Here is a 24940-nt window from a genome sequence, read left to right as displayed (position 1 = left end):
ACCCCCCCCCCCCACCCCCACCCCCCACCCCCCACCCCCCCCCCCCCCCCCCGCCCCCCCACCCCCCCCCCCCCCCCACCCCCCCCCCCCACCCCCCACCCCCCCCCCCCCCCCCCCCCCCCCCCCCCGCCCCCCCCCGCCCCCCCCCCCCCCCCCCCCCGGCCCCATCGGCCCCGTACGCACCCGCATTCCGGCGCCGCGGTTACTTGACTTAGTCCGGGCCGATCCTTTGTACGAACCGCCCGCCGCGTCGGATGATCCCGGAGGAATATTCCGGGGAGGCGCCGCGCTGACGACGCGCCGCCACGGCAGGCGGGCCCTTTCTTCCCCGCGCCGCAGCCCCCACGCACCGCCATCGACGCCCGTTCCACCGCCTCCCCTGTTTCCCTAGGAGACCACCGTGGACAACACGCTGCTCGACATACGCCGGCGGCCGGCCCTGCAACAGCCCGACTGGGAGGACACCTCGCAGGTGGAGCGGGTCCGCGAGGAACTCGCCGCCCGCCCCGCCCTGGTGACCCCCCGCGACATCCGCACCCTGCGCTCCCATCTCGCCCGGGTCGCGGCCGGCGAGGCCGTCGTCGTCCAGTCCGGCGACTGCGCCGAGGACCCCGACGAGTCCACCGCCGCGCACGTCGCCCGCAAGGTCGCCGTACTCGACCTGCTGGCCGGCGCCATGAAGATGGGCGCCCACACCCCCGTCGTCCGGATCGGCCGGATCGCCGGCCAGTTCGCCAAGCCCCGCTCCAAGCCCACCGAGCTGGTCGAGGGCGTCGAACTGCCCGTCTACCGCGGGCACATGGTCAACGGACCCGAGCCCGACGAGGAGAGCCGCCGCCCCGACCCGCTGCGGCTGCTCACCGGCTACATGGCCGCCGACGACGTGATCCGTCACCTCGGCTGGCGCCGGCCCGCCAACATCCCGGCCGTCGACGCGCCGGTGTGGACCAGCCACGAGGCCCTGCTCCTCGACTACGAGGTCCCCATGTGCCGCCGCGACGACGACGGCCGGCTGTTCCTCGCCTCCACCCACTTCCCGTGGATCGGCGAGCGCACCCGCCAGGTCGACGGCGCCCACGTCGCGCTGCTCGCCGACGTCGCCAACCCGGTCGCCTGCAAGGTCGGCCCGAGCATGACCACCGACGAGATCCTCACCCTGTGCGAGCGGCTCGACCCCGACCGCGAGCCCGGCCGGCTCACCCTCATCGCCCGCATGGGCGCCGACAAGGTCGCCGACCGGCTGCCGCCCCTGGTCGCCGCCGTCCGCGCCGCCGGGCACCCGGTGTCCTGGCTCAGCGACCCCATGCACGGCAACACCGTCACCGACCCCGGCAGCGGCCTCAAGACGCGGCTGACCACCGTCGTCGAGCGGGAGATCACCGGCTTCAGGCGGGCCGTCCTGGCCGGCGGCGGCGTCGCCGGCGGACTGCACCTGGAGACCACCCCGGACGACGTCACCGAGTGCGTCCACGAGGAGCGGCACCTCGCGCAGTGCGGCGAGCGCTACACCAGCTTCTGCGACCCGCGGCTCAACCCCGGCCAGGCCGTCTCCGTCGTCTCCGCCTGGCACGCGTGAACCCCCCGTCCGCCCACCCGAAGGAGGTCCCGACCATGGAGCAGTCCCTGCGCGGCAAGACCGCCCTCGTCACCGGCGCAGCCGGCGGCATCGGCGCGGCCGTGGTGCGCGCGCTCGCCGAGCGCGGCGCGGCCGTCGCCGCCGTCGACCGCGACGAGGCCACCCTCAAGCCGAGGGTCGCCGCCCTCGTCCTGGACGGCCTGAACGTCGAGGCGTTCCCCTGCGACGTCACCGACGCGGCGCAGGTCGCCGCCACCGTCGACGAGGCCGAGCGCCGGCTCGGCCCGCTCGACCACCTGGTGAACGCCGCCGGCGTGCTGCGCCTCGGCCCCGTCCGCACCTTCAGCGACGAGGACTGGGCCGCCACCTTCGCCGTCAACGCCACCGGCGTCTTCCAGGTGTCCCGCGCCGTCGTCGACCGGATGATCCCGCGCGGCTCCGGCGCCATCGTCACCGTCGCCTCCAACGCCGCCGCGACCCCGCGCAGCGAGATGGCCGCGTACGCCGCCTCCAAGGCCGCCGCGACCATGTTCACCAAGTCGCTCGGCCTGGAGGTCGCGCAGTACGGCATCCGCTGCAACCTGGTCGCCCCCGGCTCCACCGACACGCCGATGCTCAGCTCCATGTGGCACGACGATTCCGGGCCCAAGGGCACCATCGAGGGCCGTCCCGACGCCTTCCGGGTGGGCATCCCGCTCGGCAAGCTCGCGCTGCCCACCGATGTCGCCGCCGCCGTGCTGTTCCTGCTGTCGGACCAGGCCGCCCACATCACGCTGCACGACCTCACCGTCGACGGCGGCGCGTCGCTCGGCGCCTGAGCAGGACCCTTCCCGACCCCAGTCACGTGTCACGAGAGGACGGTCATGGCCACCGGCATACCGCCCATTGAGGCCTATCCGCTGCCGACGGCCGGCGCCCTGCCGCCCGCCACCCCGAACTGGTCCGTCGACCCGGACCGCGCGGTGCTGCTCGTCCACGACATGCAGCGATACTTCCTCGCCCCCTTCCCGGCCCCGCTGCGCGACGAACTGATCGCCAACGCGGCCGCCCTGCGCGAGCGCTGTGCCGGGGCCGGCATCCCCGTCGCGTACACCGCGCAGCCCGGCGACATGACGCGCGAACAGCGCGGCCTGCTCGCCGACTTCTGGGGGCCGGGCATGAAGGCCACCCCGGCCGACCGCGAGATCGTCGAGCCGCTGGCCCCCGCCCCCGGGGACTGGCTGCTCACCAAGTGGCGCTACAGCGCCTTCTTCCGCACCGACCTGCTGGAGCGGATGCGCTTCCAGGGCCGTGACCAGCTGATCGTCTGCGGGGTGTACGCGCACGTGGGCGTGCTCGCCAGCGCCGTCGAGGCGTACACCAACGACATCCAGACCTTCGTGGTCGCCGACGCCCTCGGCGACTTCACGGAGGAGGACCACTGGCAGACCATCGACTACGCCGCCCGCCGCTGCGCCGTCGTCACCACGGCGAAGCAGGTGCTCGGATGACCGCCGCCCAGGGGCTGTTCGCCCGCGTCCTCGGTCCCGGCGCCCCGGCGTTCGCCCTGCTGCACCGGCCGGAGAGCCCGACCGGGCCCGGCGCGGTCGACCTGCTCAGCGGACCGGTCGCCACCCCGGCGACGCTCGCCGAGATCCCGCTGCCGGAGGCTGCCGACGGCCCCCGGCACGACGTCCTCGTCGTCGTCCCCTACCGGCAGATCGCCGAACGCGGTTACGCCTGCGCCGACGACGGCGCCCCGCTCCTCGCCATGACCGTGGCCGAGCAGGAGACCGTGCCGCTGGACGACGTGCTGCGCGCCGTGCCCGACGTGCCGATCCGGCTCGCGGGCGGCGGCTTCGGCACCGACATCGACGACGAGGCGTACGCGGACACCGTCCGCCGGATCGTCTCCGACGAGATCGGCACCGGCGTCGGCGCGAACTTCGTGGTCCGGCGGTCCTTCACCGCCGAGATCACCGACTACGGACTGCCGTGCGCGCTGGCGTTCTTCCGCCGGCTCCTGGAGCGGGAGGCCGGCGCGTACTGGACCTTCCTGATCCACACCGGTGAGCGCACCTTCGTCGGCGCGTCCCCCGAGCGGCACGTCAGCCTCGACGCGGGCACCGCCGTGATGAACCCCATCAGCGGCACGTACCGCTACCCGCCGAGCGGGCCCACCCTCACCGGCGTCCTCGACTTCCTCGCCGACCGCAAGGAGGCCGACGAGCTGTACATGGTCGTCGACGAGGAACTGAAGATGATGGGCCGGATCTGCGAGTCCGGCGGCCGCGTGGTGGGCCCGTACCTCAAGGAGATGGCGCGGCTCGCGCACACCGAGTACTTCATCGAGGGGCAGACCGACCGCGATCCGCGCGAGATCCTGCGCGAGACCCTGTTCGCGCCGACCGTGACCGGCTCCCCGCTGGAGAGCGCCTGCCGTGTGATCGCCGCGTACGAGCCCGAGGGCCGCGGCTACTACAGCGGCGTCGCCGCGCTGCTCGGCCGGGACGCGCAGGGCGCGTACGCCATGGACTCCGCGATCCTCATCCGCACCGCGGAGATCGACGCCGGCGGGAAGGTCCGGATCGGCGTCGGCGCGACGCTGGTGCGCCACTCCGACCCGGTCTCCGAGGTCGCCGAGACCCGCGCCAAGGCCGCCTCGCTGATCGCCGCGCTCACGCCCGACGAGAGCTCCGGCCGGTTCCGCGGCCACCCCGAGGTGCGGGCCGCGCTCGCCGAGCGGAACACCGGCCTGGCCGGCTTCTGGCTGGCCGACGACGCCGAGCGGGGCCGCCCCGACCCGCTGCTGGCCGGCAAGCGGATTCTGATCGTGGACGCCGAGGACACCTTCACGGCCATGATCGCCCGTCAGATCCGGGCGATGGGGCCGGAGGTGGAGGTCCGCCGGTTCGACGAGCCGTACTCCTTCGACGGGCACGACCTCGTCGTCATGGGCCCCGGACCGGGCGACCCGCGGGAGACCGGCCACCCGAAGATCACGCATCTGCGGGAGGCCGTCACCACGCTCCTTCAGGAGCAGCGCCCGTTCCTCGCGGTGTGTCTGAGCCACCAGACGCTCGCCCTGCGGCTGGGCCTGGAGCTGGCCCGGCGGGACGTGCCGAACCAGGGCGTGCAGAAGGAGATCGACCTGTTCGGGCGGCGGGAGCGGGTGGGCTTCTACAACACGTTCGCCGCCCGCTGCGAGGCCGACCACCTGGACAGCCCCGTCGCCGGCCGGATCGAGCTGAGCCGCGACCCGATCACCGGCGAGGTGCACGCCATGCGGGCGGAACGATTCGCCTCCATGCAGTTCCACGCCGAGTCGGTGCTCACCCAGGACGGGCCGCGGATCGTCGGCTCGCTGCTCGGCGGACTCGTGACGCGGACGGCCGGCGCGGGCCTGGCGGCGGGCACGGGCCCGCTCGGCGCCCCGCTGGCCGGGCAGGGGGTCGCCGCCGTATGACCGACCCGCGGGCCGAGTCCCGCGGCCGACCGGAGATCGGCGTGCTCGGGCCGCTCACGGTCCGCGTGGACGGCGTGGAACGCGCGCCGTCCGCGCGGATGGCCCGGCGCGTCCTCTCGGTGCTGCTCCTGCACGCCGACCGGCCCGCGCCGATGACGGCGTTCATCGACGAACTGTGGCCGCAGGAACCACCCCGGCTCGCCCGCAAGACCGTCCAGACGTACGTGTACGACCTGCGCCGCCGGCTGCCCCGGATCGCCACCTGCCCCGACGGGCACGGCTATCTGCTGCGGCTCGACGGCGCCGCGCTCGACCTGCGGGACTTCGAGCGGCTGCTCGCCCTGGCCCGTACCGCCTTCGCCGGGCGGGACGCCGAGACCGCGGCCGACACGCTGCGGGAGGCGCTCGCGCTGTGGCGGGGGCCGGCCGCGTTCGCCGACGTCGAGGCCGGGCCGCTGCTCGCCGCGCGGACCTGCTACCTCGACGAACTCCGCCTCGACACGGTCGAGCTGCGGATCGAGGCCGAGCTGATGCTGGGCCGGCACCACTGTCTGATCGGCGAGCTGAAGGGCCTGCTCGCCGCGCACCCGCTGCACGAGGCGTTCGGCGCGCAGCTGATGCTCGCCGCGCACCGCGCCGGGCAGCGCGCCACGGCCCTCGCCGCGTACGACCGGCTCCGCCGCACCCTGGCCGCCGGCCTCGGCGTCGAGCCGTCCTGGCGCCTGCGCCGCCTCCGCCAGGCCGTCCTCACGGAGTCCCCCGCACTGGCGTGGACACCGGGGGCGCGGGCGCCGGTCTAGGGGGTGTCTGACAATTCCCCGCGGCGTCGCGACGTCCGGCACGCACGCTCGCCGCGTTGCCGAAAAGCCCTAGTAGCTCCGCTACGAGGACTCTCCGGCGCCTTGCGATCGCACGCACCGGACGCCGCTCCTTGTTCCACGGGGAATTGTCAGACACCCCCTAGGCCGGTCAGCCCTCCTCGCGGTGCCGCGGCGGGAGCTGACGGCAGGACGTCACCGCCCGGCCGCCCTCCGCGCAGGGGTGCGGGGCCGGGGCGGCGGGCGTGCCGTACGCCCAGGGCAGCAGCCAGTTGGGGCGGGAGCCGCGGCAGAAGTCGGTGAACTCCCGGTGCGCGCCCGGGTTCCGGGCCGCGCGGTACGCCTGGACCGGGTCCAGCGGCAGCCAGTGGCCCGCCTCGCGGACCTCCGCCCAGGTGTGCCGCAGCGCGGCGCTGCGGTACGAGACGTCGCCCGGCCCCAGCAGGAACCCGCTGCGGATCCGGGCCTCCAGGCCCGCCGCCCGGGCCTGCCCCGCCATCACCAGCGCCGCGGTCACCGCGTCCAGGACCCCGGCGGCCAGGGCCCGTTCCGGGGCCGCGGCAAGAGCGGCGGGCAGCCGGGCGTAGCGGTACCGGCCGGCGGCGAGCGCCGCGTACAGCTCGTCGAACACCTCCCGCGCCGCCCGCGACCGCACCCGGCGGGACCGCCCGCGCAGCGTCACGTCCGCGAGGACCCGGCCGCCCGGCTCGAGCGACCGCCAGCGGCGCACCGCGGTCGTGCCGGAGGCCAGCGACGCCACCGGCGGCGACGCGGGCGGCGGCCCGGCGCAGCGCACCGAGCAGTGCGTGGACAGCGCGAGCCGCAGCGCCCGCGGTGCCGTCCAGTCGCCCGGCGGCCCCGCGGCCTGCCCGGTCCAGCGGCGTTCGGCGGCCTCGGGCACGGAACGGCCGGAGCCGGAGAGCAGGCCGAGGTTGATGAGGTCGTACCGGTCCATCAGCGGTCCCTCGCCGCCGGCCCGGGCGGGCAGCCCGGCGGCGACCAGCCGCCGCACCGCCCCCTCGTCGACGCCGAGGATCCGCGCGGCGCCCCGCACCCCGACGTCCACCCGCCGGTACCCCTGCGGCACCGCCGCCAGCCGCTCGACGGCCGGCAGCCAGCACCGCCGCCACTCCGCACCGCTCACTCCCCGCGGTGGCACCTCGCTCATGCACCCCTCCCGCGCCCGATGGTGGCGGGCGCCGACCAAGGACGGTCAAAGGAGCGGGCGGCGGCTCTCCCCGTCACGGCTCCCGGTCACGGCTGCCGGTTCACGGCTCCCGTCAGGGCCCCGTCGGGCCCACCTCGACGCGGCCCAGCACGGTGCGGCCGTCCTGGGCGAGGACGATCTTGCGGTAGCGGCCCTGCCGGCGGTCCGACTCGGCGAACTCCATCGCACCGGCCGTACGGGCGTGGACGTCGCCGAAACTGTCGGCCGCCACGCCCGGAAGCTTCAGGCGGGTCGGCACCGGGGTGTCGGCGAACGCCTCCGGGACCAGGCCGAGGAGCTGGCGGGCGACCGACTCGGCCATGCGGTACCCCGGGGCGACCAGGCCGTGGCAGCGGCCCGCGACCGCCGCGCACTCGCCGATCGCCCAGATCCGGTCGTCCGGGGTGCGCAGGCGCTCGTCGACGAGGAACCCGCCGCGTTCGCCGCGCGGCAGCCCCGCGGCCTCGGCGAGTTCGTCACGCGGGCGGACCCCGGCGGCCACGACCACCAGCGCGGCGTCCAGCTCCGTGCCGTCGGCCAGCGTCGTCCGGCCCCCGTCCGCCACGCCGGCGATGCCCGTGCCGCAATGCGCGCTCACCCCGCGCGCGGCGAGCAGCGCCGCCAGGTGCGCGCCCGCCGCCGAGTCCAGCTGGACCGGCATCGGGCCAGGGCCCGGCTCCACGACGTGCGGCCGCATGCCGAGGCGGTGCAGCGCGTCCGCCGCCTCCAGGCCGAGCAGCCCGCCGCCGACCACGACCGCCTCCCGGCCCGGCCGGACCGCGGCGCGGATCGCGGAGACGTCCGCGACCGTCCGGTACGGGAACACGCACGGCAGGTCATGTCCGGGGAACGGCGGCACGAACGGCCGCGAGCCCGTCGCGAGCACCAGTGCGTCGTACCGCTGCGCCGTCCCGTCCGCGCAGCGCACCTCCCCGGCCGCCCGGTCGATCCCGGTCACGGCCGTGCCGACGCGCACCTCGACGCCCGCGCCGTGGCGTTCGAGCGCCAGCGCCCGCGGGTCGCCGCCGGCCAGCGCGGCCGACAGCCGGACCCGGTCGTACGCGGCGTCCGGCTCCTCGCCGAACACCACCACGCGCCAGGCGCCCAGGCCGCCGAGCTCGGCGAACTCGGTCAGCAGCCGGTGCCCGGTCATGCCGTGACCGGCGACGACGAGGGTGCGGTTCATCGCACGGACTCCAGACGGGGGAGGGAGGCGGGCCCGGTCTCGCCCGTGCGGCCGAGGACGCCGCACAGCGCGCGCAGCTTGTCCCCGCAGCCGCCGCAGCCCGTCGTCGCGCGGGTCGCCGTGGCGAGCGCGTCGGGGGTGCGGGCGCCGGTCTGCCAGGCGTGGGCGACGTCGGCCTTGGTGACGTTGTTGCAGTGACACACGACGTGCGCCTCCGGCCAGGCGTCCGGGTCGTCGTCGGCCACGGGGGAGCTGCCGAGCAGCAGGGCCAGCCGGTCGCCGGGGACCGGGAGCCCCCGGTCGTACAGCTGGCCCGCCGCGGCGATCGCCTCCGGCAGGCCGACCAGCACGGCGTACCGCAGCCGTCCGCCGGCCAGTTCGAGCCGGGCGTGGCGGCCGCCGGCCGGGTCGGTGAAGGTCACGACCTCGTCGTACGCGTCGCCGGCCGGCCGGCCGAGCACGGCCACGTCCAGTTCCGGCAGCCGGGGCCGCAGCAGGGACGGCGGCGGCATGAACGGGCCCTCGGCGCGGCCGGTCAGCCGCGCGGCGAGGAACTCCGCCTGCGCCGAGGCCGTGGCGAGCAGCCCGTCGGCGCCGTCCACGCAGGAGCCGATGGCGTGGACGGCCGGGTCGGCGGTGCGCAGGAAGCCGTCGACGACCACGCCCCGGCGGACCGGCAGCCCGGCCGCCCGGGCCAGGGCGGTCTCCGGGACGCCGCCGGTGCAGCGGACCACGGTGTCCGCGCCGAGGCCGTCGCCGTCCGCGACGCGCGTGTCGCAGCGGACCTCGACGCCGAGGCCGGTCAGATACCCGGCGAGGAGCCCGCCGGCGGTCTCGTCGAGGGAGCGGTGCATCGGGTACGGGCCGGAGTGCGCGAGCAGTACCTCATGGCCGCGCCGCCGCAGGACCGCGGCCGTCTCCACGCCGAGCACCCCGCCGCCGACCACGGCGACCCGTCCGCGCGCGGGCGGGACGTCACCGTGCAGCGGGTGGCGCGCCCCGGTCGCGAGGACCAGCGTGCCGTACCGCTCGGTCGAACCGTCCGCGCAGGTCAGGGTCTTGGCGGCGCGGTCGACGCCGGTGACGCGGACGCCGGTGCGGACGGTCACGCCGTCCGGCGGGGCGGGCAGGTCGAGCGCGTCGGCCGGCAGCGCGCCGGCGAGGACCCAGGGCAGCAGCGGGCGCCGGTACGCGGGCCGCGGCTCCGCCCCGAGCACGGTCACCGGCCCGCGGCACCCGAACGCGGCGAGCCGCTCGGCCAGCCGGTGCGCGGCCATGCCGTTGCCGACGACGACGATCGGGCCGGTCATCGCGCGCCCCCCGGCTCGGGCTCGATCCGGACCGCGCTCACCTTGAACTCCGGCATGCGGCTGGTGGGGTCGAGGGCGGGGTTGGTGAGCAGGTTCGCCCGCCCGCGGCCGGCGAAGTGGAACGGCAGGAAGACGGTGTCGGTGCGCAGCCCCTCGGCGAACCGCACCCGCGCGACGACGGAGCCCCGCGCCGAACTGACCCGCGCGTACTGCCCCTCGGCGACGCCGAACCGCCGCGCGGTGTCCGGATGCACCTCCACGAACGCCTCCGGCTCCGCCGCGCCGAGCGCCGCGACCCGCCGTGTCTGAGCCCCGGACTGGTAGTGCGCCAGCACCCGCCCGGTGGTCCCCACCAGCGGATACGCCGGGGACACGACCTCCGCGGCCTCCCGGAACTCCACCGCCGCGAACCGCGCCCGCCCGTCGGGGTGTCCGAACCCCTCGAGAAACATCCGGGGCGTACCGGGATGCGGCCCCGCGACGCCGGGCACGCCCTCGGTGGGGTCCGTCTGCGGGCACGGCCAGTACAGGGCCTCGCCCGCGTCCAGGCGGGCGTAGGTGATCCCGGCGTAGTCGGCCCGGGCGCCCGACGTCGCGCGGCGGATCTCGTCGAAGACCTCGCGGGGGGCCGTCGGGTAGTGGCCGGCCGGTTCGCCCAGGCGGACGGCGAGGCCCTGGAGGACCTCCAGGTCGCTGCGTACGCCCTTCGGCGGGGTGAGCAGGGCGCGGCGGCGCAGGATCCGGCCCTCCAGGTTCGTGAGGGTGCCCTCCTCCTCCGCCCACTGGGTGACGGGGAGGACGACGTCCGCCATGCGGGCCGTCTCCGAGGGGACGAAGTCCGCGACGACCAGCAGGTCCAGGGACGCCAGGCGTTCCGTCACCCGGCCCGCGTGCGGCGCCGAGACGACCGGGTTCGAGCCGGCGACGAGCAGCGCGCGGGGGCCGTCGGGGCGGCCCAGAGAGTCCAGGAGCTCGTACGCGCTCGGCCCCGGGCCCGGCAGCCGCGACTCCGGGACGCCCCACACCTGGGCCAGCCGCGCCCGCGCCGCCGGATCCGCGATCGACCGGTAGCCGGGCAACTGGTCGGACTTCTGGCCCAGTTCACGGCCGCCCTGCCCGTTGCCCTGCCCGGTCAGACAGCCGTACCCGCTGCCCTCCCGGCCCGGGAGTCCCAGCGCCAGCGCCAGGTTCACGAACGCGGCCACCGTGTCCGTGCCCTTGCTGTGCTGCTCCGCGCCCCGGCCGGTCAGGATGTACGCCCGCTCCGCGCCGGCCAGCAGGGCGACCGCCTCGCGCAGCGCCGACGCCGGGACGCCCGTGACGCGCTCGGTCCGCTCCGGCGACCAGCCGAGCGCGAGCCGCCGGGCCTCCTCGAAGCCGCGGGTCCGTTCCGCCACGTACGCCTCGTCGACCAGGCCCTCCAGGACCGCCGTGTGCAACAGGCCGAGCGCCAGGGCCAGATCGGTGCCGGGCGCGGTGCGCAGATGCAGCTTGGCCCGCGCCGCCGTCGGCGTGCGGCGCGGGTCGGTCACGATCAGCGCGGGCCGGTCGAGGTGCCGCATCAGCGGCGGCATGGTCTCGGCCGGGTTCGCCCCGGCGAGCAGCACCACGTCCGCCGCGCCCAGGTCCGTCACCGGGAACGGCAGCCCCCGGTCGATCCCGAACGCGGCGTTCGACGCGGCCGCCGCCGACGACATGCAGAAGCGGCCGTTGTAGTCGATCCGGCTGGTGCCCAGCGCCAGCCGGGCGAACTTGCCGAGCAGGTACGCCTTCTCGTTGGTCAGACCCCCGCCGCCGAAGACGGCGACCGCGTCCGGCCCGGACGCGGCGCGGATCTCCCGCAGCCGGCCGGCGACCAGGTCCAGCGCCTCGTCCCAGCCGGCCGGGGCGAGCGCTCCGTCCCCGCCGCGCACCAGCGGGGTGCGCAGCCGGTCCCGTACGGACAGCACCTCGGGCGCGGTCCAGCCCTTCTGGCAGAGCCCGCCCCGGTTCACCGGGAAGTCCGACGGTGTGACGGCCACCGCGCCGCCGGGCGCGGCGCGCAGCTCCGTCCCGCACTGCAGCGCGCAGTACGGGCAGTGCGTGCGCACCGCGCCGGGTATCGCTTCGTCAGACACGCGTGACTCCCGACGTCCGCACCGGCCGCCGCACCCCGTCCGCTCCGCCCCGCGAGGGCCGCATGTACACCGCCCAGGTCAGCACCACGCACACCGCGTAGAAGCCGATGAAGCAGAGGAACGCCGGCGTGCCGCTGCCGCCCGGCGTCCCGTACGACTGCCGGAACGCCAGGTTCACCGCGACGCCGCCGAGCGCGCCCACCGCGCCGGCGATGCCGATCACCGCGCCGGACAGCCGCCGCGCGCGGGCGAACGCGTCGGCCGCGTCCGCGCCTTCGGTGACCTTCTTGCCGGCCCGGTCCGCGAAGACCGCCGGGATCATCTTGTACGTGGAGCCGTTGCCGAGCCCGGTGAGCACGAACAGCACCGTGAACCCGGCCACGAACAGCGGGAACGAGCCCATCCGGGAGGCCATCAGCAGCACGCCCGTGCCGGCCGCCATCGCCGTGAACGTCACCGCCGTCACCGGCGCGCCGCCCCAGCGGTCCGCGAGCCGGCCGCCGAACGGCCGGGCCAGCGAGCCGAGCAGCGGCCCGAGGAAGGTGTACGAGGCGGCCTCCAGCGGCGTCGACCCGAACTGGGTCTGCAGCACGAGCCCGAAGGCGAAGCCGTACCCGATGAACGAGCCGAACGTGCCGATGTACAGCACCGAGATCCACCAGGTGTGCGGATGGCGCGCCGCCTCCGCGAGCCCGCCGCCGGCCCGGCGCACGGCGGTCACGTTGTCCATCTTCAGCGCGGCGAACAGCGCGACGAGCACGATCAGCGGCAGGTACACCGAGGCCACGTACGCCGGGTGGCCGGCGCCGGCCGTCGCGATCACCAGCAGGCCGAGCAGCTGGACCACGGCGACGCCCAGATTGCCGCCGCCGGCGTTCATGCCGAGCGCCCAGCCCTGGTACCGCTGCGGGTAGAACGCGGTGATGTTGGTCATCGAGGAGGCGAAGTTGCCGCCGCCGACCCCGCCGAGCGCGCCGATCAGCAGGAACACCCAGAGCGGGGTGCCGGGGCGCTGCACGAAGTACGCGGCGAGCGAGGTCGGCACGAGCAGCACCGCGGTGGCGAACACGGTCCAGTTCCGGCCGCCGAACCGGGCCACGGCGTGGCTGTACGGCAGCCGCAGCACCGCGCCGACGAGGGTCGGGGTGACGACCAGCAGGAACTTCTCGCCCGGCGTGAAGGGGAAGCCGATGTCGGGGGAGAGGAACAGGACGAGGACCGACCACATGCTCCACACGGAGAAGCCGATGTGCTCGGAGGCGATGGACAGGACCAGGTTCCGGCGGGCGACCTTGCGGCCCCGGGACTCCCAGAACGCCTCGTCCTCGGGGTCCCAGTCCTCGACCCACCGGCTACGGCGCGCGGCGCTCATCGCTCGCCTCCGTCGGCGGCGGGCACGCCCTTCAGGGAGGCGTCCACCAGCAGGCCCGCGGCGCCGGCGTACCGCGTCGGGTCGCACAGGTCCGCCAGCTCCGCCTCCGACAGCACCCCGGTCAGCTCCGGGGCGGCGGCCAGGATCTCCGGGAGCGGGACGCCGCTCGCCACGGCGGCGGCCGACGCGCGGGTCAGCAGGTCCTTCGCCTCGGCCTTGCCGAGCCGGGGGGCCAGGACCGCGGCGATCCGCTCCGAGACCACCTGGCTGCCCGTCAGCGCCAGGTTGGCCCGCATGCGGTCGGCGCGGACCTCCAGGCCCTCGGCGAGTTCGACCGCAGTGTGCGCCGCGCCGCCGGTCAGGCGCAGGCACTCGCGCAGCAGCTGCCACTCGGCGTGCCAGACGCCCGCAGAGCGCTCGTCCTCGGTGACCAGACACTGCGTCAACGCACCCGACAGGGCGGGCACCTGGAGCGCGGCGCTGCGGATCAGGGTGGCGAGGACGGGGTTGCGCTTGTGCGGCATCGCCGACGACGCGCCGCGCCCCGCCGCACCGGCCGGCTCGGCGAGCTCGCCGACCTCGGTCCGGGCCAGCGACTGCACGTCCACCGCGAGCTTGCCGAGCGCCCCGGCGGCGTACGCCAGCGCGCCCGCGAGGTCGGCGACCGGGCCGCGCAGCGCGTGCCACGGAAGCACCGCCTGCGCCAGCCCGGTCTCCTGCGCGAACGCGGCCCCCAGAGCCCGCAGATACGTCTCGGCGTCGAAGTCCCCTGGCGCGGCGAGCCGCGCGTACTCCAGGTACCCCGCCAGCGTCCCCGCCGCCCCGCCGAGCGAGGTCGGCAGGGACGCGTGGACGCGGGCCAGGCGGGACTCCGCGTCCAGGAGCAGCACGCGCCAGCCGGCCGCCTTCAGGCCGAAGGTGGTCGGCACCGCGTGCAGCGTCAGCGTGCGGCCGGCCAGCGGCGTGTCGCGGTGCCGTTCGGCCAGCGGGGCCAGCGCCGCCGCCGTACGCGTCAGGTCCGCGCGGATCAGCTTCAGCGCCCGCGAGGCCACCAGCATCGCGCCGGTGTCGAGGATGTCCTGGCTGGTCGAGCCCCGGTGGACGTACTCCGCCGCCTCCCGGTCCTCCGCCGCGACCAGCCGCGTCAGCTCCCGCACCAGGCCGACGACCGGGTTCGCGGTCTCCCGCGCGGCCAGCGCCAGGGCCCGTACGTCGAGCCGGTCCGCGCGGGCCGCCGCGCCGATCGTCTTCGCGGCGGCCTCGGGCACGGTGCCGAGCCGGGCCTGCGCCCGGACCAGCGCGGCCTCGGCGTCCAGCATGGCCTGCAGCCATGCCGGATCGCCGACCGCCGCCTCGACGGGAACGCCGGCCCGCACCGGGGACAGCAGCCCCTCGTCGCCGTACCCGGTCATACGATCACGCCCACGAGCTCGTCGTGCTCCGCGTCGTCCACGGGCCGCACCCCGGCCGGCACCTGCGCCGCCGGCGGCAGCGCGGCCAGCGCCCGGGCGATGGCGTCCGAGTCGCCGAGCGTCACCGAGTCCACGCCCGGCCGGATGCCGGCCGCGGTGACCCAGTGCACGGACTCGGTCGGCACGCCGTACGCGAACCGCCGCGGGTGCGGCCGGCCGCGGCCGTCGACGATCCGGTACGGCCGCTCGGTGACGGCCAGGCCCCCGGTCTCGTACGACGTGCCGCACGCGCCGGCGATCCGGTACGGGGCGGCCTGGTCGGTGTTGAGCAGGTGCCGCATCAGCGGGTCGTCGGTGCGCCGCAGGTCCGGCTCCGGCAGCCGCGCCTCGATCAGCACCCCCGCCCGGACCGGCGGGCCCGGCACGGTGCTGGAGTGCGCCATGAACGTGGGGGCGGCCGCGTCGAGCCGGATCTGCGTGCCGGGGCCCATGACCTCCAGGACGCCCGCCTCGATCAGCGCGATCATCTCCTCGATGCGGGAGGCCGGCGGGCCGATCGACAGGAAGCCGTTGAGGGGCGTGTACCAGCCCTCCAGGTCGTCCCGGTGCGAGTTGCCCTCCAGGCCGCCGTGGTCCACCGCGAGCCGCACCTCGTTGCGCAGGTCGCGCAGCACGTCCAGGGCCGCCTTCAGCGGGCCGTGGACATTGCCGGCGCGCGCGTCGGCGACGTCCTGCTCCAGGTGGCCGAGCAGCCAGTCGCGGAACTCCTCGCGGGAGCCGAACTCCCGCTCCCCGTAGGGCCGGGACAGCTTCTCCCAGTCCCAGCGGTCCGGCTCGGCTATGCCGAACTCGGCGGCCAGCGCGGCACGTTCGGCGTCGTCGACGGTGGCGAGGTACCGGTCGGTGAACGCCTCCCGCTCCGCGCCGCGGTCCAGGGACTCCAGGAGCGTGCCGTAGTAGACGCTCTCCACCTCGCGGGAGATCAGCGGCCACAGGTCCTGGGCGAAGTTGACCCGCTCGCCGTCCACCGACCGCGCGCGCAGCTCCGCGATGAACTCCGGCGTCAGCAGCTGCGGCAGATACCGCCCATACGCGCCCTTCTGGTTCTCGCCGCGCGCGTGGTAGGGCACACCGCGCCGCGAGGTCGCGAACAGCTTCGGCTCCCGGCCGGACGGCAGGTACACCAGCCGGCCCTCACGGCGCTCGAACACGCCGCCGCGGCCCGCGGTGAACAGCGCCATGTGGTCGAAGAAGTTGAGGCCGAGACCGCGCAGCAGCACGTGCTGGCCGGGCTCGACGCACGTCAGGTCCAGGTCGGCCGGGTTGGCCGGGGCGACGTACCGCAGGTTGTGGATCCGGGCCAGGCTCGCGGTGCGCGCCTCGCGGGCGGTCAGCCGGGCCGGGACGTGGCCCTGCGCGAGGACCACGCCGTCCAGGTGGTTGAGCCGGGTGCCGTCCTCCAGGCGGACGCCCTGCGGGCCGCCGGGCACCCCGTGGGTGTCGGCCATGGCGACCGCCCGGGAGCGGTGCACCCGCACGGTGACGTGGCCGGGCGCGCGGGCCACCACGCGCTGGAAGCAGTCGTGCAGGTAGCGCCCGTAGAAAGCGCGTGACGGGTACGCGTCCGGGCCGAGCCGGCGGGCCTCCTCCAGGGTGGCCTCGTCGTACCCCTCGGGCGTGGCGCCCGCGTCGGACAGCACCGTCAGCTCCCGGGCCCATTCGTACAGGCTCGGGCCGGGCTCGATCGGTCCGTCGATCTGGGCGCTGTCGTCGGTGTACACGGTGACCTGCGAGGCGACCGTGTTCATCAGCAGGTGCCGGGACTGCTCGGTGCGCCAGACGGCGCCGGCGCCCGGCGCCGCCGGGTCGACGACGTGCACCACCAGTGAGGTGCGGCTGGGGGCGCGGCGCTCGTTGGCGCACAGCCGCTCCAGGACCGACAGGCCGCGAGGGCCGGCGCCGACGATGCAGACTTCCGCGTGACCGCTGTTCATGGGAGACTCCCGCGCTTTCGTCGAGTGAAGTCGAGTGAATTCGTGAGGGGAGAACGTCGGAGAATGTGCGGGCCTGCGGGTGTGGGTTCTCCTCGGTGACGAAATCCTCGTGACGAGCCGGGCGAACGGTCAATGAAGCGAATCAGGGTCGGTCAAGTCGTCCGTCAGGTCGAGCGCGAAGTGAAGGGCCGTGATCCGCATCCTCCGGGCGTGGTAGAAGCGCTGCGCGCCGTGGTTCGCGGTGCCGGTGTCGAGCTCGACGGCGCTGCAGCCGGCCCGCCGGGCGCGGTCCGCGAGATGGCCGAGCAACTGCGCGCCCACCCCCGCCGACCTGGCGTTCGGCGCGGTGACCAGGTCGTCCACGAACAGCAACCGGCCCCGGCTGGTGGCCAGCAGCCGGTGCGTGGCGACGCCGACGCAGCGGCCGGAGGGGTCGTAGGCGGCGGTGAACACCAGGCCCTGGCGGTGGGCCTCTTCGGCGAACTCAGAGAACGCCTCGCCGCTCAGCGCGGGGCGCAGGGTTCGTATCAAGGGGGCGATGTCTTCGGCCATGGCCGAATCTTGCGGAATCACGTCGATCAACTCGGTCGACGTCGTCAACGCCGTTTTCACGGCCCTCACCCTAGGGCGTGAAACTCTTCCGTCCAGGGCCATTTGACAAATTACCGGGAGCGGTCGCGGACGGAACGGGAACACAGGAACCCGGCCGGCCGTTGGAACCTCTGGGGGAGCCGGGGGCAGGGGGCCGTCGGCTCGCGTTGCGGGACGACAGTGGGGGCAGTGCGTGTACAGGGACGCGGCGGACGACGCGGAGGAGACGGGCCTGATGACCGTGCTCGAACTCCTCGCCCGGCAGGCTCCGCCGGGGGAGTTCGAGGACCTGCTGCACCGGATCCGCCTCTCCGGCGCCTCGGCGGGGACGCTCGAACGACTGGACCGGGCCGTCCAGTTGGCCCGCCGCATCACGTCCTCGGCCGGCCGCCGCGAGCAGCGCGAGGCCGGCCTCGTCGCGCTCGTCGACACCGCCCGGGACCTGACCTTCCCGTACGACGTGGACGGGCTGCTGCGGATCATCACCCGGCGCGCCCGCGGCCTGATCGACTTCGACCTGGCGTACGTGAGCCTGCGCGGCCCCGGCGGCGTCTCGTACATCCGCACCTTCGAGGGCGCCACCACCTCCCTGCTCACCGGGATGCGGGTGCCCGACGACCGGGGCATCGGCGGCGTGGCGCACGCGGCCGGCGCGCCCGCCTGGTCAGCGGACTACCTCGCCGACGACCGCTTCCGGCACGACGAGGCGATCGACGACGTGGTCCGCGCCGAGGGACTGCGCGCCGTGATGGCCGTCCCGCTGCGCAACGGGGACTCGACCCTCGGCGCGCTGTACGGCGCGGACCGTCAGGTGCGGCACTACAGCGCGGACGAGATCGGGCTGATGAGCTCGCTGGCCGACCTCGCCGCGGTCGCCATCGTGAAGGCCGGCCTGCTCGACCAGACCCGCGCCGAGGTGACCGAGCTCGAACTGGACAGCTCCCGCACCCGTTCCAGCCTGACCCGGATGCGGCACGTCGGCGAGGCGCACAGCCGGATCATGAACCTGGTGCTCTCCGGCGGCGACCTGTGCAACGTGGCGAAGGCCGCGGGCGACGCCCTCGACGGCACGGTCCTGATCCGCGACCCCGGAGGCCGGGCGCTGGCCTCCGGCGGCGAACTGGCCGATCTGGACGAGGAGGCCGTGGCGAAGGCGTCGCTCGACGCCCACGCCGGCCGCAGACCCGTGGTCACCGGGGAGAACACCTGGGTGGCGCCGGTGATCGCCGGCTCCGAGGACCTCGGCGTGCTCGTCATACGCACCGCGACCGGGCTGACCGAGGAGGACGAGCGGCTGCTCGAACTGTCCGCGCAGTCCGTGGCGTTCCTGCTGCTGATGCGCCGCTCCACCGCCGTCGCCGAGGGCCCGGTCCGCGACGAGCTGCTCGACGACCTGCTGAGCGAGACCCAGCACGCCCCGCAGCAGATGATGCAGCGCTCCCGGCGGCTCGGCATCGACCTGAGCGCCCCGCACGTCCTCGTGGTGGCGAGACCCGAGGGCGGCGAGCAGGGCCGGGCGGTGGTGTGGGCCTCCTCGTACGCGTACCGCATGGCCGGGCTGAAGACGGTGCAGGGCGGCTGCATCGTGCTGCTGCTGCCCGGACTCGACGCCTCCGCCGCCGCGCGCTCCGTCTCGGACGAGCTGACGCCGCTGCTCGGCCACCCGGTGTCGGTGGGTGCGGCGGGACCGGGCCGGGACGCGGACGCGGTGCCGAGGATGTACCAGGAGGCGATGCGCTGCCTGGACGCGCTGACCGCGCTGAACGGGGCGGGCTCGGCCGCCTCCGTGCAGGACCTCGGCTTCCTGGGCCTGCTGCTCTCCGACGACCACGACGTGGACGGCTTCATCGAGTCGGCGATCGGTCCGGTCCTCGACTACGACGCCGAGCGGTTCACCGAGCTGACCCGCACCCTGGAGGCCTACTTCGCCTCGGGCGCCAGCCCCACCAACGCGGCCGAGGAGCTGCACGTCCACCCGAACACGGTCTCCCGACGGCTCGACCGGATCGGCGAACTCCTCGGCGCCGACTGGCAGAAGCCCGGCCGGGTCCTGGAGGTCCAGCTGGCGCTGCGCCTCCAGCGCACCCGCGACGTCCTGGTCCAGCAGCGCGCCGCCCCGGCCGAGCGCGGCGGCCGGGACGGCGGGGCGGGGTAGCGGGGGGCTGGTAGCGGGGAGCCGGGTAGCGGGGGCGCGCCGCCGACGGGGGCCGTACGGCGCGATCGCCGCGGCGAGGCGAGGCTCCGTGCAGGGGCCCCGCCGGACCGTCGGCCGGTGCGCCGGGCCGTCAGCCGAGGCGGCGGACCGGCGGGCGGTACGCCTCGCCGCCGTCGCCGGCGAGCACGGTCACCGCGTGCGCCGCGGAGGCCAGCGTGATGTGCCGGTTCCAGCCGCGGAAGGAGCGGCCGACGAAGTCCCGCAGCCCCGCGCCCTCGCCGACGTGCGAGAAGTCCCGCTCGACGCGCCGGGTCAGCTTGGTCAGCCGCAGCACCTGCCCGACCGGGAGCCCGGTCAGATCGGTCAGCCAGATCCGGGTCAGCGCCCGGCGCGGATCGTCCCACTCGCCCACCAGCAGCATCGCCCGCGGCCGTTCGCCCACCGCGCCCGGCATCGCCACCCGTACCGCGGTGGCCAGCGAGGTACGCGAGGTGCGGCTGCCGCAGGAGACGTCCAGCCAGCTCACCGGCCGGCGCAGCGCCTTGAGCGATTCCAGTATCTGCTGCGCGGGCAGCGGGCCCGCGCCGAAGCCGGGCAGCGCCCGGTCCGCGACCATCAGCCGGCACGTCGCGCCGATCCGGGCGATCACCGGCAGCCCGGCCGTCGAGAGCCGGGTCAGCGCCCCGCGCCCCGCGCCCCCGCGGATGTCGAGCAGCACCGGCTTGCGGGTGACGTCCTTCCAGCGGGCGACCTCCAGGGCGGCCGCGACCCCGCACTCCTCCAGGGTCTCCTCGCCGGCGCCCGCCGGGACCTCCGCCCGGTCCCGCCGGGTGCGGTCCTTGACCCACGGATCCGGCAGGAACAGCCGCCAGTTGACCGGGACGCTCAGGTCCTCCGCGGCGAACCACACGCCGAAGGCCTGCTGGCCCCGGAAGACCTGGCCGCGCTCCGGGTCGAAGCTGCGGTCCACGCCCACCGAGTGCTCGCCGGCCTTCGGGATCGGCATCGAGCGCACCACCCACGCCTGCGGGCAGCTGCTGCGCTCCAGGAACCCGGCGAGCGAGGCCCGCATGGGCCGCCAGTCCCAGGTCGAGCTGGAGATGAAGTGGTGCAGGCTCTGCTCCGCGGCCGGACCGCCGAACTGGGCCGCGATGTTCCGGATCGACTTGCGGCCCTGCGCGGTCAGCAGACCCTGTAAGTACTGCTCGGCCTTCAGACGCTGGTCCCGGCGCGGGAACGCGGAGAAGAGCGCGGTGCTCAGTTCGCCGAAGACCTCGTCGGTCACCGCGTCGCCGAAGCTCGGCCCGGCGGCGGTGTCCGGCGTGTTGCGGGCCGGCGCGGTGCGGGCGGAGGCGGGACGGGCGGCGCGCCGGGGGGCGGCGGTCCCGCCGGGACGGGGTCCCAGCGGCGGCAGTCCCGACGGGTGCGGAACGGTCGTCCTCGAGATTGCGACGGGGGTGCTCACGACACTCACGACTCTCCTGCCAGGGTTGGGCAGCTCCCTCAAGCTGCCCTTCCACGGTCCCGTCTCCGGGCCCGTGGGACGAGGTGGACCCGGCACCCGTCTTCGCGAGCCGATGGTGGCCGGACCACCGGGGGTCCCGGCCCGGCGTGGACAAAGCGGTTCCGTTTCTCGCCGATGGTGCTCGCGCGGGTGCTCGGAGCACCGGTGGGTGTGGTCGGGCCACACCTGCGCCCCTGTGGTGTGACAGTGGCCGACGGCATCTGACAGATTCCGTCGGCCGACTTTGACCGTTTCCCGCGCCGGCCGCACGATCGCTTCACGAGGCAGCAAGGGGACGGCCCCGGTTAATGCCCCAGGCCGGGTGCCGCCCCTGCTGTCTCCTCGTGCCTCAGCAGCCCCACGCGCCTCAGGCGCAGGCCGCGTCAGGCCCCTCGCGCGTCCTCCGCCGCGCGCTCCGCGTCCGCGTCCCGCCGGGCCACCCGCGCCGCGTGGGTCGGCCCCTCGGGGACGCCCGCCGGCCGCAGCGCCGCGAACTCCTTGCGCAGCACCGGCAGTACCTCCTCGCCCAGCAGGTCCAGCTGCTCCAGGACCGTCTTCTGCGGCAGCCCGCCCGAGTCCACCAGGAACAACTGCCGCTGGTAGTCGCCGACGTACTCGCGGAAGGACAGCGTCCGGTCGATGATCTGCTGCGGCGAGCCGACCGTCATCGGCGTCTCGCGCATGTACTCCTCCAGCGACGGCCCGCCGCCGTAGACCGGCGCGTGGTCGAAGTACGGGCGGAACTCCCGTACCGCGTCCTGGGAGTTGCGCCGTACGAACACGTGCCCGCCGAGGCCCACGATCGCCTGCTCGGGCGTGCCGTGGCCGTAGTGCGCGAAGCGGCGGCGGTAGAGGTCCACCATCCGGGCCGTGTGCTGCTTGGGCCAGAAGATGTGGTTGGCGAAGAAGCCGTCGCCGTAGTACGCGGCCTGCTCGGCGATCTCGGGCGAGCGGATGGAACCGTGCCAGACGAACGGGGGCACTCCGTCGAGCGGGCGCGGGGTGGCCGTGAAGCCCTGGAGCGCCGTACGGAAACGGCCCTGCCAGTCGACCACGTCCTCCCGCCACAGCCGGTGCAGCAGCGCGTAGTTCTCCACGGCGAGCGGGATGCCCTGCCGGATGTCCTGCCCGAACCACGGGTAGACCGGGCCGGTGTTGCCGCGGCCCATCATCAGGTCGACCCGGCCGTCCGCGAGGTGTTGCAGGAAGGCGTAGTCCTCGGCGATCTTCACCGGGTCGTTGGTGGTGATCAGCGTCGTGGACGTGGAGAGGATCAGCCGCTCGGTCCGCGCCGCGATGTGCCCGAGCAGCGTGGTCGGGGAGGACGGCACGAACGGCGGATTGTGGTGCTCCCCGGTCGCGAAGACGTCGAAGCCCGCCTCCTCCGCCTTGACCGCGATCTCGACCATCGCCTTGATGCGCCGGTACTCGTCCGGCGTGCTGCCGTTCGTCGGGTCGGTGGTCCTGTCCCCGACGGTGAAGATCCCGAACTGCACTGCTGACTCCGTCCCGCCCCAGGATGGCCCGCACGACTGTGCGCGCCCTTCCATGGTGCACGACCGGAGCGCTAAACGGAAACTTATCCGGAAAGCTGGCGCCATGGTGACGAACTGTGCCGCCGCCCCTGGACGGACCGCCGGACGGCGCTCACCCTCGCCCCCATGACACCCGAACGAGACCCGAACCCCTCCCCGAGCTCTCGGCTCCGCGCGACCGGGGGACACCCCGACGTCGTCGTCGCCTGGTCCGACCCCGGCTGTCCCTGGGCCTCCCTCGCCCTGCACACGCTGCGCACCACCGCAGCCGAAAGCGGCCGGGATCTCCTGATCGACCACCGCGCCTTCCCGCTGGAGCTGTTCAACCGGCAGCCCACGCCCAAGCACATCGTCGACGCCGAAGTGGTCATGCTCGGCGCGCACTTCCCCGAACTCGGCTGGCGGCTGTGGAACGCGCCCGCCTGGGAGTACCCGTCCACCGTGCTGCCCGCGATCGAGGCGGTCCAGGCCGCCAAGGCCCCCGAGGTCGGCGGGCTGCGCGGCTCCGACCAGCTCGACGCGGCGCTGCGCCGCGCGTTCTACACCGAGCACCGCTGCATAGCCGTGCACTCCGTGATCCTCGACCTCGCCGCCGACTGCCCCGACGTCGACGCCGCCGCCCTGGAGGCCGCGCTCGCCCGGGGCGCGGGCCGGCGCGAGGTGTACGAGCAGTGGCACGAGGCGCAGGGCCCGGACATCCAGGGCAGCCCGCACTTCTTCGCGGCCGGCGGCTACTCCGCCCACAACCCGGGGCCGACGTACGTCTTCACCGGCGACCTGTACGACGGAGGGCTCCCCCGCCTCGACGCCTACGACGCCGGCTGGGCCACGGCGCTGCTGGATTCGCTCGATTCCCTCGCCGACTAGCCTGGGCGCATGCACCCGCGCGCCCCGCTCCCGGTGGCCGGCGTCGTCGTCGCCGTCGCCGTCGGCGGAGCGCTCGGCGCGGCGGCCCGCTACGGCGCCGGCCTCGCCTGGCCCACCCCGGCCGGGGCGTTCCCCTGGACCACCTTCGGCGTGAACGTCCTCGGCTGTGCGGCCATCGGCGTGCTGATGGTGCTGGTCACGGAGACCGCGGCCGTGCCGCACCCGCTCGTCCGGCCGTTCCTCGGCACCGGCGTCCTGGGCGGCTTCACGACGTTCTCGACGTTCGCTCTCGACACGCAGCGGCTCCTGGCGGCCGGGGAGACCCTGCGCGGCCTCGCGTACCTGGCGGCGACGCCGGTCGCCGCGCTCGCCGCGGTGGCGGCGGGGACGGCCGCGGCCCGGCGCGCCCTGGCCGGAAAGGGGCGGGCCGCGTGAACTGGCTGCTCGTCCTGGCGGGCGGCGCGGTCGGCGCGCCGCTGCGCTATCTCGTCGACCGGGCCGTGCAGGCCAGGCACGGCACGGCCTTCCCGTGGGGGACGTTCACCGTCAACGTCGCCGGCTCGTTCGTGCTCGGCCTGCTGACGGGCGTCTCCTCGGCGCACGCCCAGCTGCTGCTCGGCGCCGGGCTGTGCGGCGCCCTCACCACGTACTCCACGTTCTCGTACGAGTCGCTGAAGCTGTACGAGAGCGGGGCCGGGCTCCGGGCGGCGCTGAACGTGCTGGGCAGCCTGGCCGCCGGACTCGTCGCCGTATGGCTCGGCGTCACGGCGGCCGGGCGGTGAGCCCTCGGCGGGCAGGCGTCAGGCGACGATCCAGTCGCTGGTCGAGATGACCGGACGCACGCCGTCACGGTGGATGGTGCCCTCGATCAGGCCGTACGGCCGGTCGGCGGCGAAGTACACCTCGTTGTCGTTCTTCAGCCCGAAGGGCTCCAGGTCGACGAGGAAGTGGTGCTTGTTCGGCAGGTTCAGCCGCACCTCGTTGACGCTCGCCACGTTGTCCAGGACCCGGTCCGCCATCGCGTGCAGCGTCTGCTGCAGCGAGTAGCTGTAGGTCTCGGCGAACGCCTCCAGCATGTGCGTGCGGACCTTCTTGTACGAGCGGTCCCAGTCGTGCCCGGCGTCGTCCGAGGCCGAGACCGAGTGCGCCCAGCGGGCCGTGACCTTGGTCGCCAGGATGCGGTCGTACGCCTCCTTGAGCGTCGTGTACCTGTCCTTGATGTAGCCGTGGAACTCGGAGTTGGTCGAGTTCATCACCGTCAGGTCCTTCAGACCCGAGATGACCTGCAGGCCCGTGCTGCCGCCGTAGGTGATCTGCGCGGTGCGGACCTCCTGGCCGCTGCGCACGAAGGAGTGCTGCTCCTTGCGGGTCGGCACCGGGATCCGCTCCCAGGCGTACTCCTCGACACGGATCTGGGCCTCGTGGATCACCGCCTGGGAGTTCACGAAGTGCTTCGCCAGCTGGATGCCGAAGGCCTCCGGCGAGGTGACGTCGTGCTCCTTGGCGAAGGCGTACACCGTGTTCTTGGTGGTGTCGGTCGGCAGACAGTTGCCGTTGTCGCCGGTCAGATGGACGTCGCGGAACTCGCCGCGCAGCGCCACCGACACGTTCAGATCGCGGATCTCGTGCCACGAACCCTCGGACCCCTTGCGGGTGATCTTGACGATGCGGTTCTCGGCCTTGCCGTACTGGTTCTGCGCGAGGACGTGCTTGCTCATGTGCCTGCTCCTGCGGGTACGCGGATACGAAGATCCCGTACGCCCGGCGTCCAGCCGCCCTCACGATGGAGGGCCGCTCCCCGCCGTCCGGCCCCGGCAGAAGCGGAGCCGCCCCGGGACTGACGAGCATCCC

Annotated in this window: 20 protein-coding genes; 9 read left to right on the top strand and 11 right to left on the bottom strand. The window is 74.9% G+C overall.

Going from position 1 to position 24940, the window contains the following annotated elements:
* Nucleotides 1-400 precede the first annotated feature (400 nt).
* From ACGFMM_RS03805 to ACGFMM_RS03785, 5 genes are read left to right on the top strand one after another with little or no spacing between them, the layout of a single operon-like run.
* Nucleotides 401-1576: a 3-deoxy-7-phosphoheptulonate synthase gene (locus tag ACGFMM_RS03805; protein WP_393642766.1), complete on the top strand. Its 1176-nt coding sequence runs from the start codon at nt 401-403 to the stop codon at nt 1574-1576.
* Nucleotides 1577-1623: 47 nt separating this feature from the next.
* Nucleotides 1624-2394, top strand: coding sequence for a 2,3-dihydro-2,3-dihydroxybenzoate dehydrogenase (locus ACGFMM_RS03800; RefSeq protein ID WP_393642816.1), 771 nt, complete (start codon nt 1624-1626; stop codon nt 2392-2394).
* A gap of 45 nt (nt 2395-2439) precedes the next feature.
* Nucleotides 2440-3066: an isochorismatase family protein gene (locus ACGFMM_RS03795; protein WP_393642765.1), complete on the top strand. Its 627-nt coding sequence runs from the start codon at nt 2440-2442 to the stop codon at nt 3064-3066.
* Nucleotides 3063-5021 carry an anthranilate synthase family protein gene (locus tag ACGFMM_RS03790; protein ID WP_393642763.1) on the top strand — a complete coding sequence of 653 codons (1959 nt, stop codon included), beginning with the start codon at nt 3063-3065 and terminating at the stop codon, nt 5019-5021. The genes ACGFMM_RS03795 and ACGFMM_RS03790 overlap by 4 nt, the downstream gene beginning before the upstream one ends.
* Nucleotides 5018-5821: a BTAD domain-containing putative transcriptional regulator gene (locus tag ACGFMM_RS03785; RefSeq protein WP_393642761.1), complete on the top strand. Its 804-nt coding sequence runs from the start codon at nt 5018-5020 to the stop codon at nt 5819-5821. The genes ACGFMM_RS03790 and ACGFMM_RS03785 overlap by 4 nt, the downstream gene beginning before the upstream one ends.
* A gap of 169 nt (nt 5822-5990) precedes the next feature.
* On the opposite strand, the gene ACGFMM_RS03780 is transcribed toward ACGFMM_RS03785, so the two are convergent.
* The 8 genes from ACGFMM_RS03780 to ACGFMM_RS03745 all read right to left on the bottom strand — a co-directional run bounded on the left by ACGFMM_RS03780 (nt 5991) and on the right by ACGFMM_RS03745 (nt 16989).
* A complete protein-coding gene (locus ACGFMM_RS03780; protein WP_393642760.1) occupies nt 5991-7007 on the bottom strand; it encodes a transglutaminase domain-containing protein in 1017 nt (338 codons plus the stop codon).
* Nucleotides 7008-7119: 112 nt separating this feature from the next.
* Entirely contained in the window at nt 7120-8232 is a 1113-nt protein-coding gene (locus ACGFMM_RS03775) for an NAD(P)/FAD-dependent oxidoreductase (protein ID WP_393642758.1), read from the bottom strand.
* Nucleotides 8229-9542: an FAD-dependent oxidoreductase gene (locus ACGFMM_RS03770; protein WP_393642756.1), complete on the bottom strand. Its 1314-nt coding sequence runs from the start codon at nt 9540-9542 to the stop codon at nt 8229-8231. The genes ACGFMM_RS03775 and ACGFMM_RS03770 overlap by 4 nt, the downstream gene beginning before the upstream one ends.
* Complete coding sequence (locus ACGFMM_RS03765) at nt 9539-11659, bottom strand: molybdopterin oxidoreductase family protein (protein WP_393642754.1); 2121 nt, start codon at nt 11657-11659, stop codon at nt 9539-9541. Before ACGFMM_RS03765 ends, ACGFMM_RS03770 begins: the two co-directional genes overlap by 4 nt.
* The gene (locus ACGFMM_RS03760) at nt 11652-13031 is read right to left on the bottom strand and encodes an MFS transporter (RefSeq protein WP_393642753.1); all 1380 of its coding nucleotides are present in this window, start codon (nt 13029-13031) and stop codon (nt 11652-11654) included. Before ACGFMM_RS03760 ends, ACGFMM_RS03765 begins: the two co-directional genes overlap by 8 nt.
* Nucleotides 13028-14443, bottom strand: coding sequence for a lyase family protein (locus ACGFMM_RS03755; RefSeq protein WP_393642751.1), 1416 nt, complete (start codon nt 14441-14443; stop codon nt 13028-13030). The genes ACGFMM_RS03760 and ACGFMM_RS03755 overlap by 4 nt, the downstream gene beginning before the upstream one ends.
* On the bottom strand, nt 14440-16437 hold the full coding sequence (locus tag ACGFMM_RS03750; protein ID WP_393642750.1) for an FAD/NAD(P)-binding protein: 1998 nt from the start codon (nt 16435-16437) through the stop codon (nt 14440-14442). Before ACGFMM_RS03750 ends, ACGFMM_RS03755 begins: the two co-directional genes overlap by 4 nt.
* A gap of 129 nt (nt 16438-16566) precedes the next feature.
* Nucleotides 16567-16989 carry a GNAT family N-acetyltransferase gene (locus ACGFMM_RS03745; RefSeq protein WP_393642748.1) on the bottom strand — a complete coding sequence of 141 codons (423 nt, stop codon included), beginning with the start codon at nt 16987-16989 and terminating at the stop codon, nt 16567-16569.
* 274 nt (nt 16990-17263) lie between these two features.
* On the opposite strand from ACGFMM_RS03745, the gene ACGFMM_RS03740 reads away from it, so the two are divergent.
* Complete coding sequence (locus ACGFMM_RS03740; protein WP_393642814.1) at nt 17264-19183, top strand: helix-turn-helix domain-containing protein; 1920 nt, start codon at nt 17264-17266, stop codon at nt 19181-19183.
* 130 nt (nt 19184-19313) lie between these two features.
* Here the strand turns inward: ACGFMM_RS03740 and ACGFMM_RS03735 are convergent, their stop codons facing one another.
* Complete coding sequence (locus ACGFMM_RS03735; protein WP_393642746.1) at nt 19314-20648, bottom strand: IS701 family transposase; 1335 nt, start codon at nt 20646-20648, stop codon at nt 19314-19316.
* Between the two features lie 422 nt (nt 20649-21070).
* A complete protein-coding gene (locus ACGFMM_RS03730) occupies nt 21071-22183 on the bottom strand; it encodes an LLM class flavin-dependent oxidoreductase (RefSeq protein WP_393642744.1) in 1113 nt (370 codons plus the stop codon).
* Between the two features lie 165 nt (nt 22184-22348).
* On the opposite strand from ACGFMM_RS03730, the gene ACGFMM_RS03725 reads away from it, so the two are divergent.
* From ACGFMM_RS03725 to crcB (ACGFMM_RS03715), 3 genes are read left to right on the top strand one after another with little or no spacing between them, the layout of a single operon-like run.
* The gene (locus tag ACGFMM_RS03725; protein ID WP_393642743.1) at nt 22349-23089 is read left to right on the top strand and encodes a DsbA family protein; all 741 of its coding nucleotides are present in this window, start codon (nt 22349-22351) and stop codon (nt 23087-23089) included.
* A gap of 9 nt (nt 23090-23098) precedes the next feature.
* Complete coding sequence (gene crcB / locus ACGFMM_RS03720; protein WP_393642742.1) at nt 23099-23524, top strand: fluoride efflux transporter CrcB; 426 nt, start codon at nt 23099-23101, stop codon at nt 23522-23524.
* On the top strand, nt 23521-23871 hold the full coding sequence (gene crcB, locus ACGFMM_RS03715; RefSeq protein WP_393642740.1) for a fluoride efflux transporter CrcB: 351 nt from the start codon (nt 23521-23523) through the stop codon (nt 23869-23871). The genes crcB (ACGFMM_RS03720) and crcB (ACGFMM_RS03715) overlap by 4 nt, the downstream gene beginning before the upstream one ends.
* Nucleotides 23872-23889: 18 nt before the next feature.
* On the opposite strand, the gene pucL is transcribed toward crcB (ACGFMM_RS03715), so the two are convergent.
* A complete protein-coding gene (pucL, locus tag ACGFMM_RS03710) occupies nt 23890-24807 on the bottom strand; it encodes a factor-independent urate hydroxylase (RefSeq protein WP_393642738.1) in 918 nt (305 codons plus the stop codon).
* Nucleotides 24808-24940 lie beyond the last annotated feature (133 nt).

It is taken from the genome of Streptomyces sp. NPDC048604 (assembly GCF_043199435.1).
Taxonomy (GTDB): domain Bacteria; phylum Actinomycetota; class Actinomycetes; order Streptomycetales; family Streptomycetaceae; genus Streptomyces.
The sequence above is the reverse complement of the archived record's forward strand: the minus strand, read 5'-3'. Positions and strand labels throughout refer to the sequence as shown.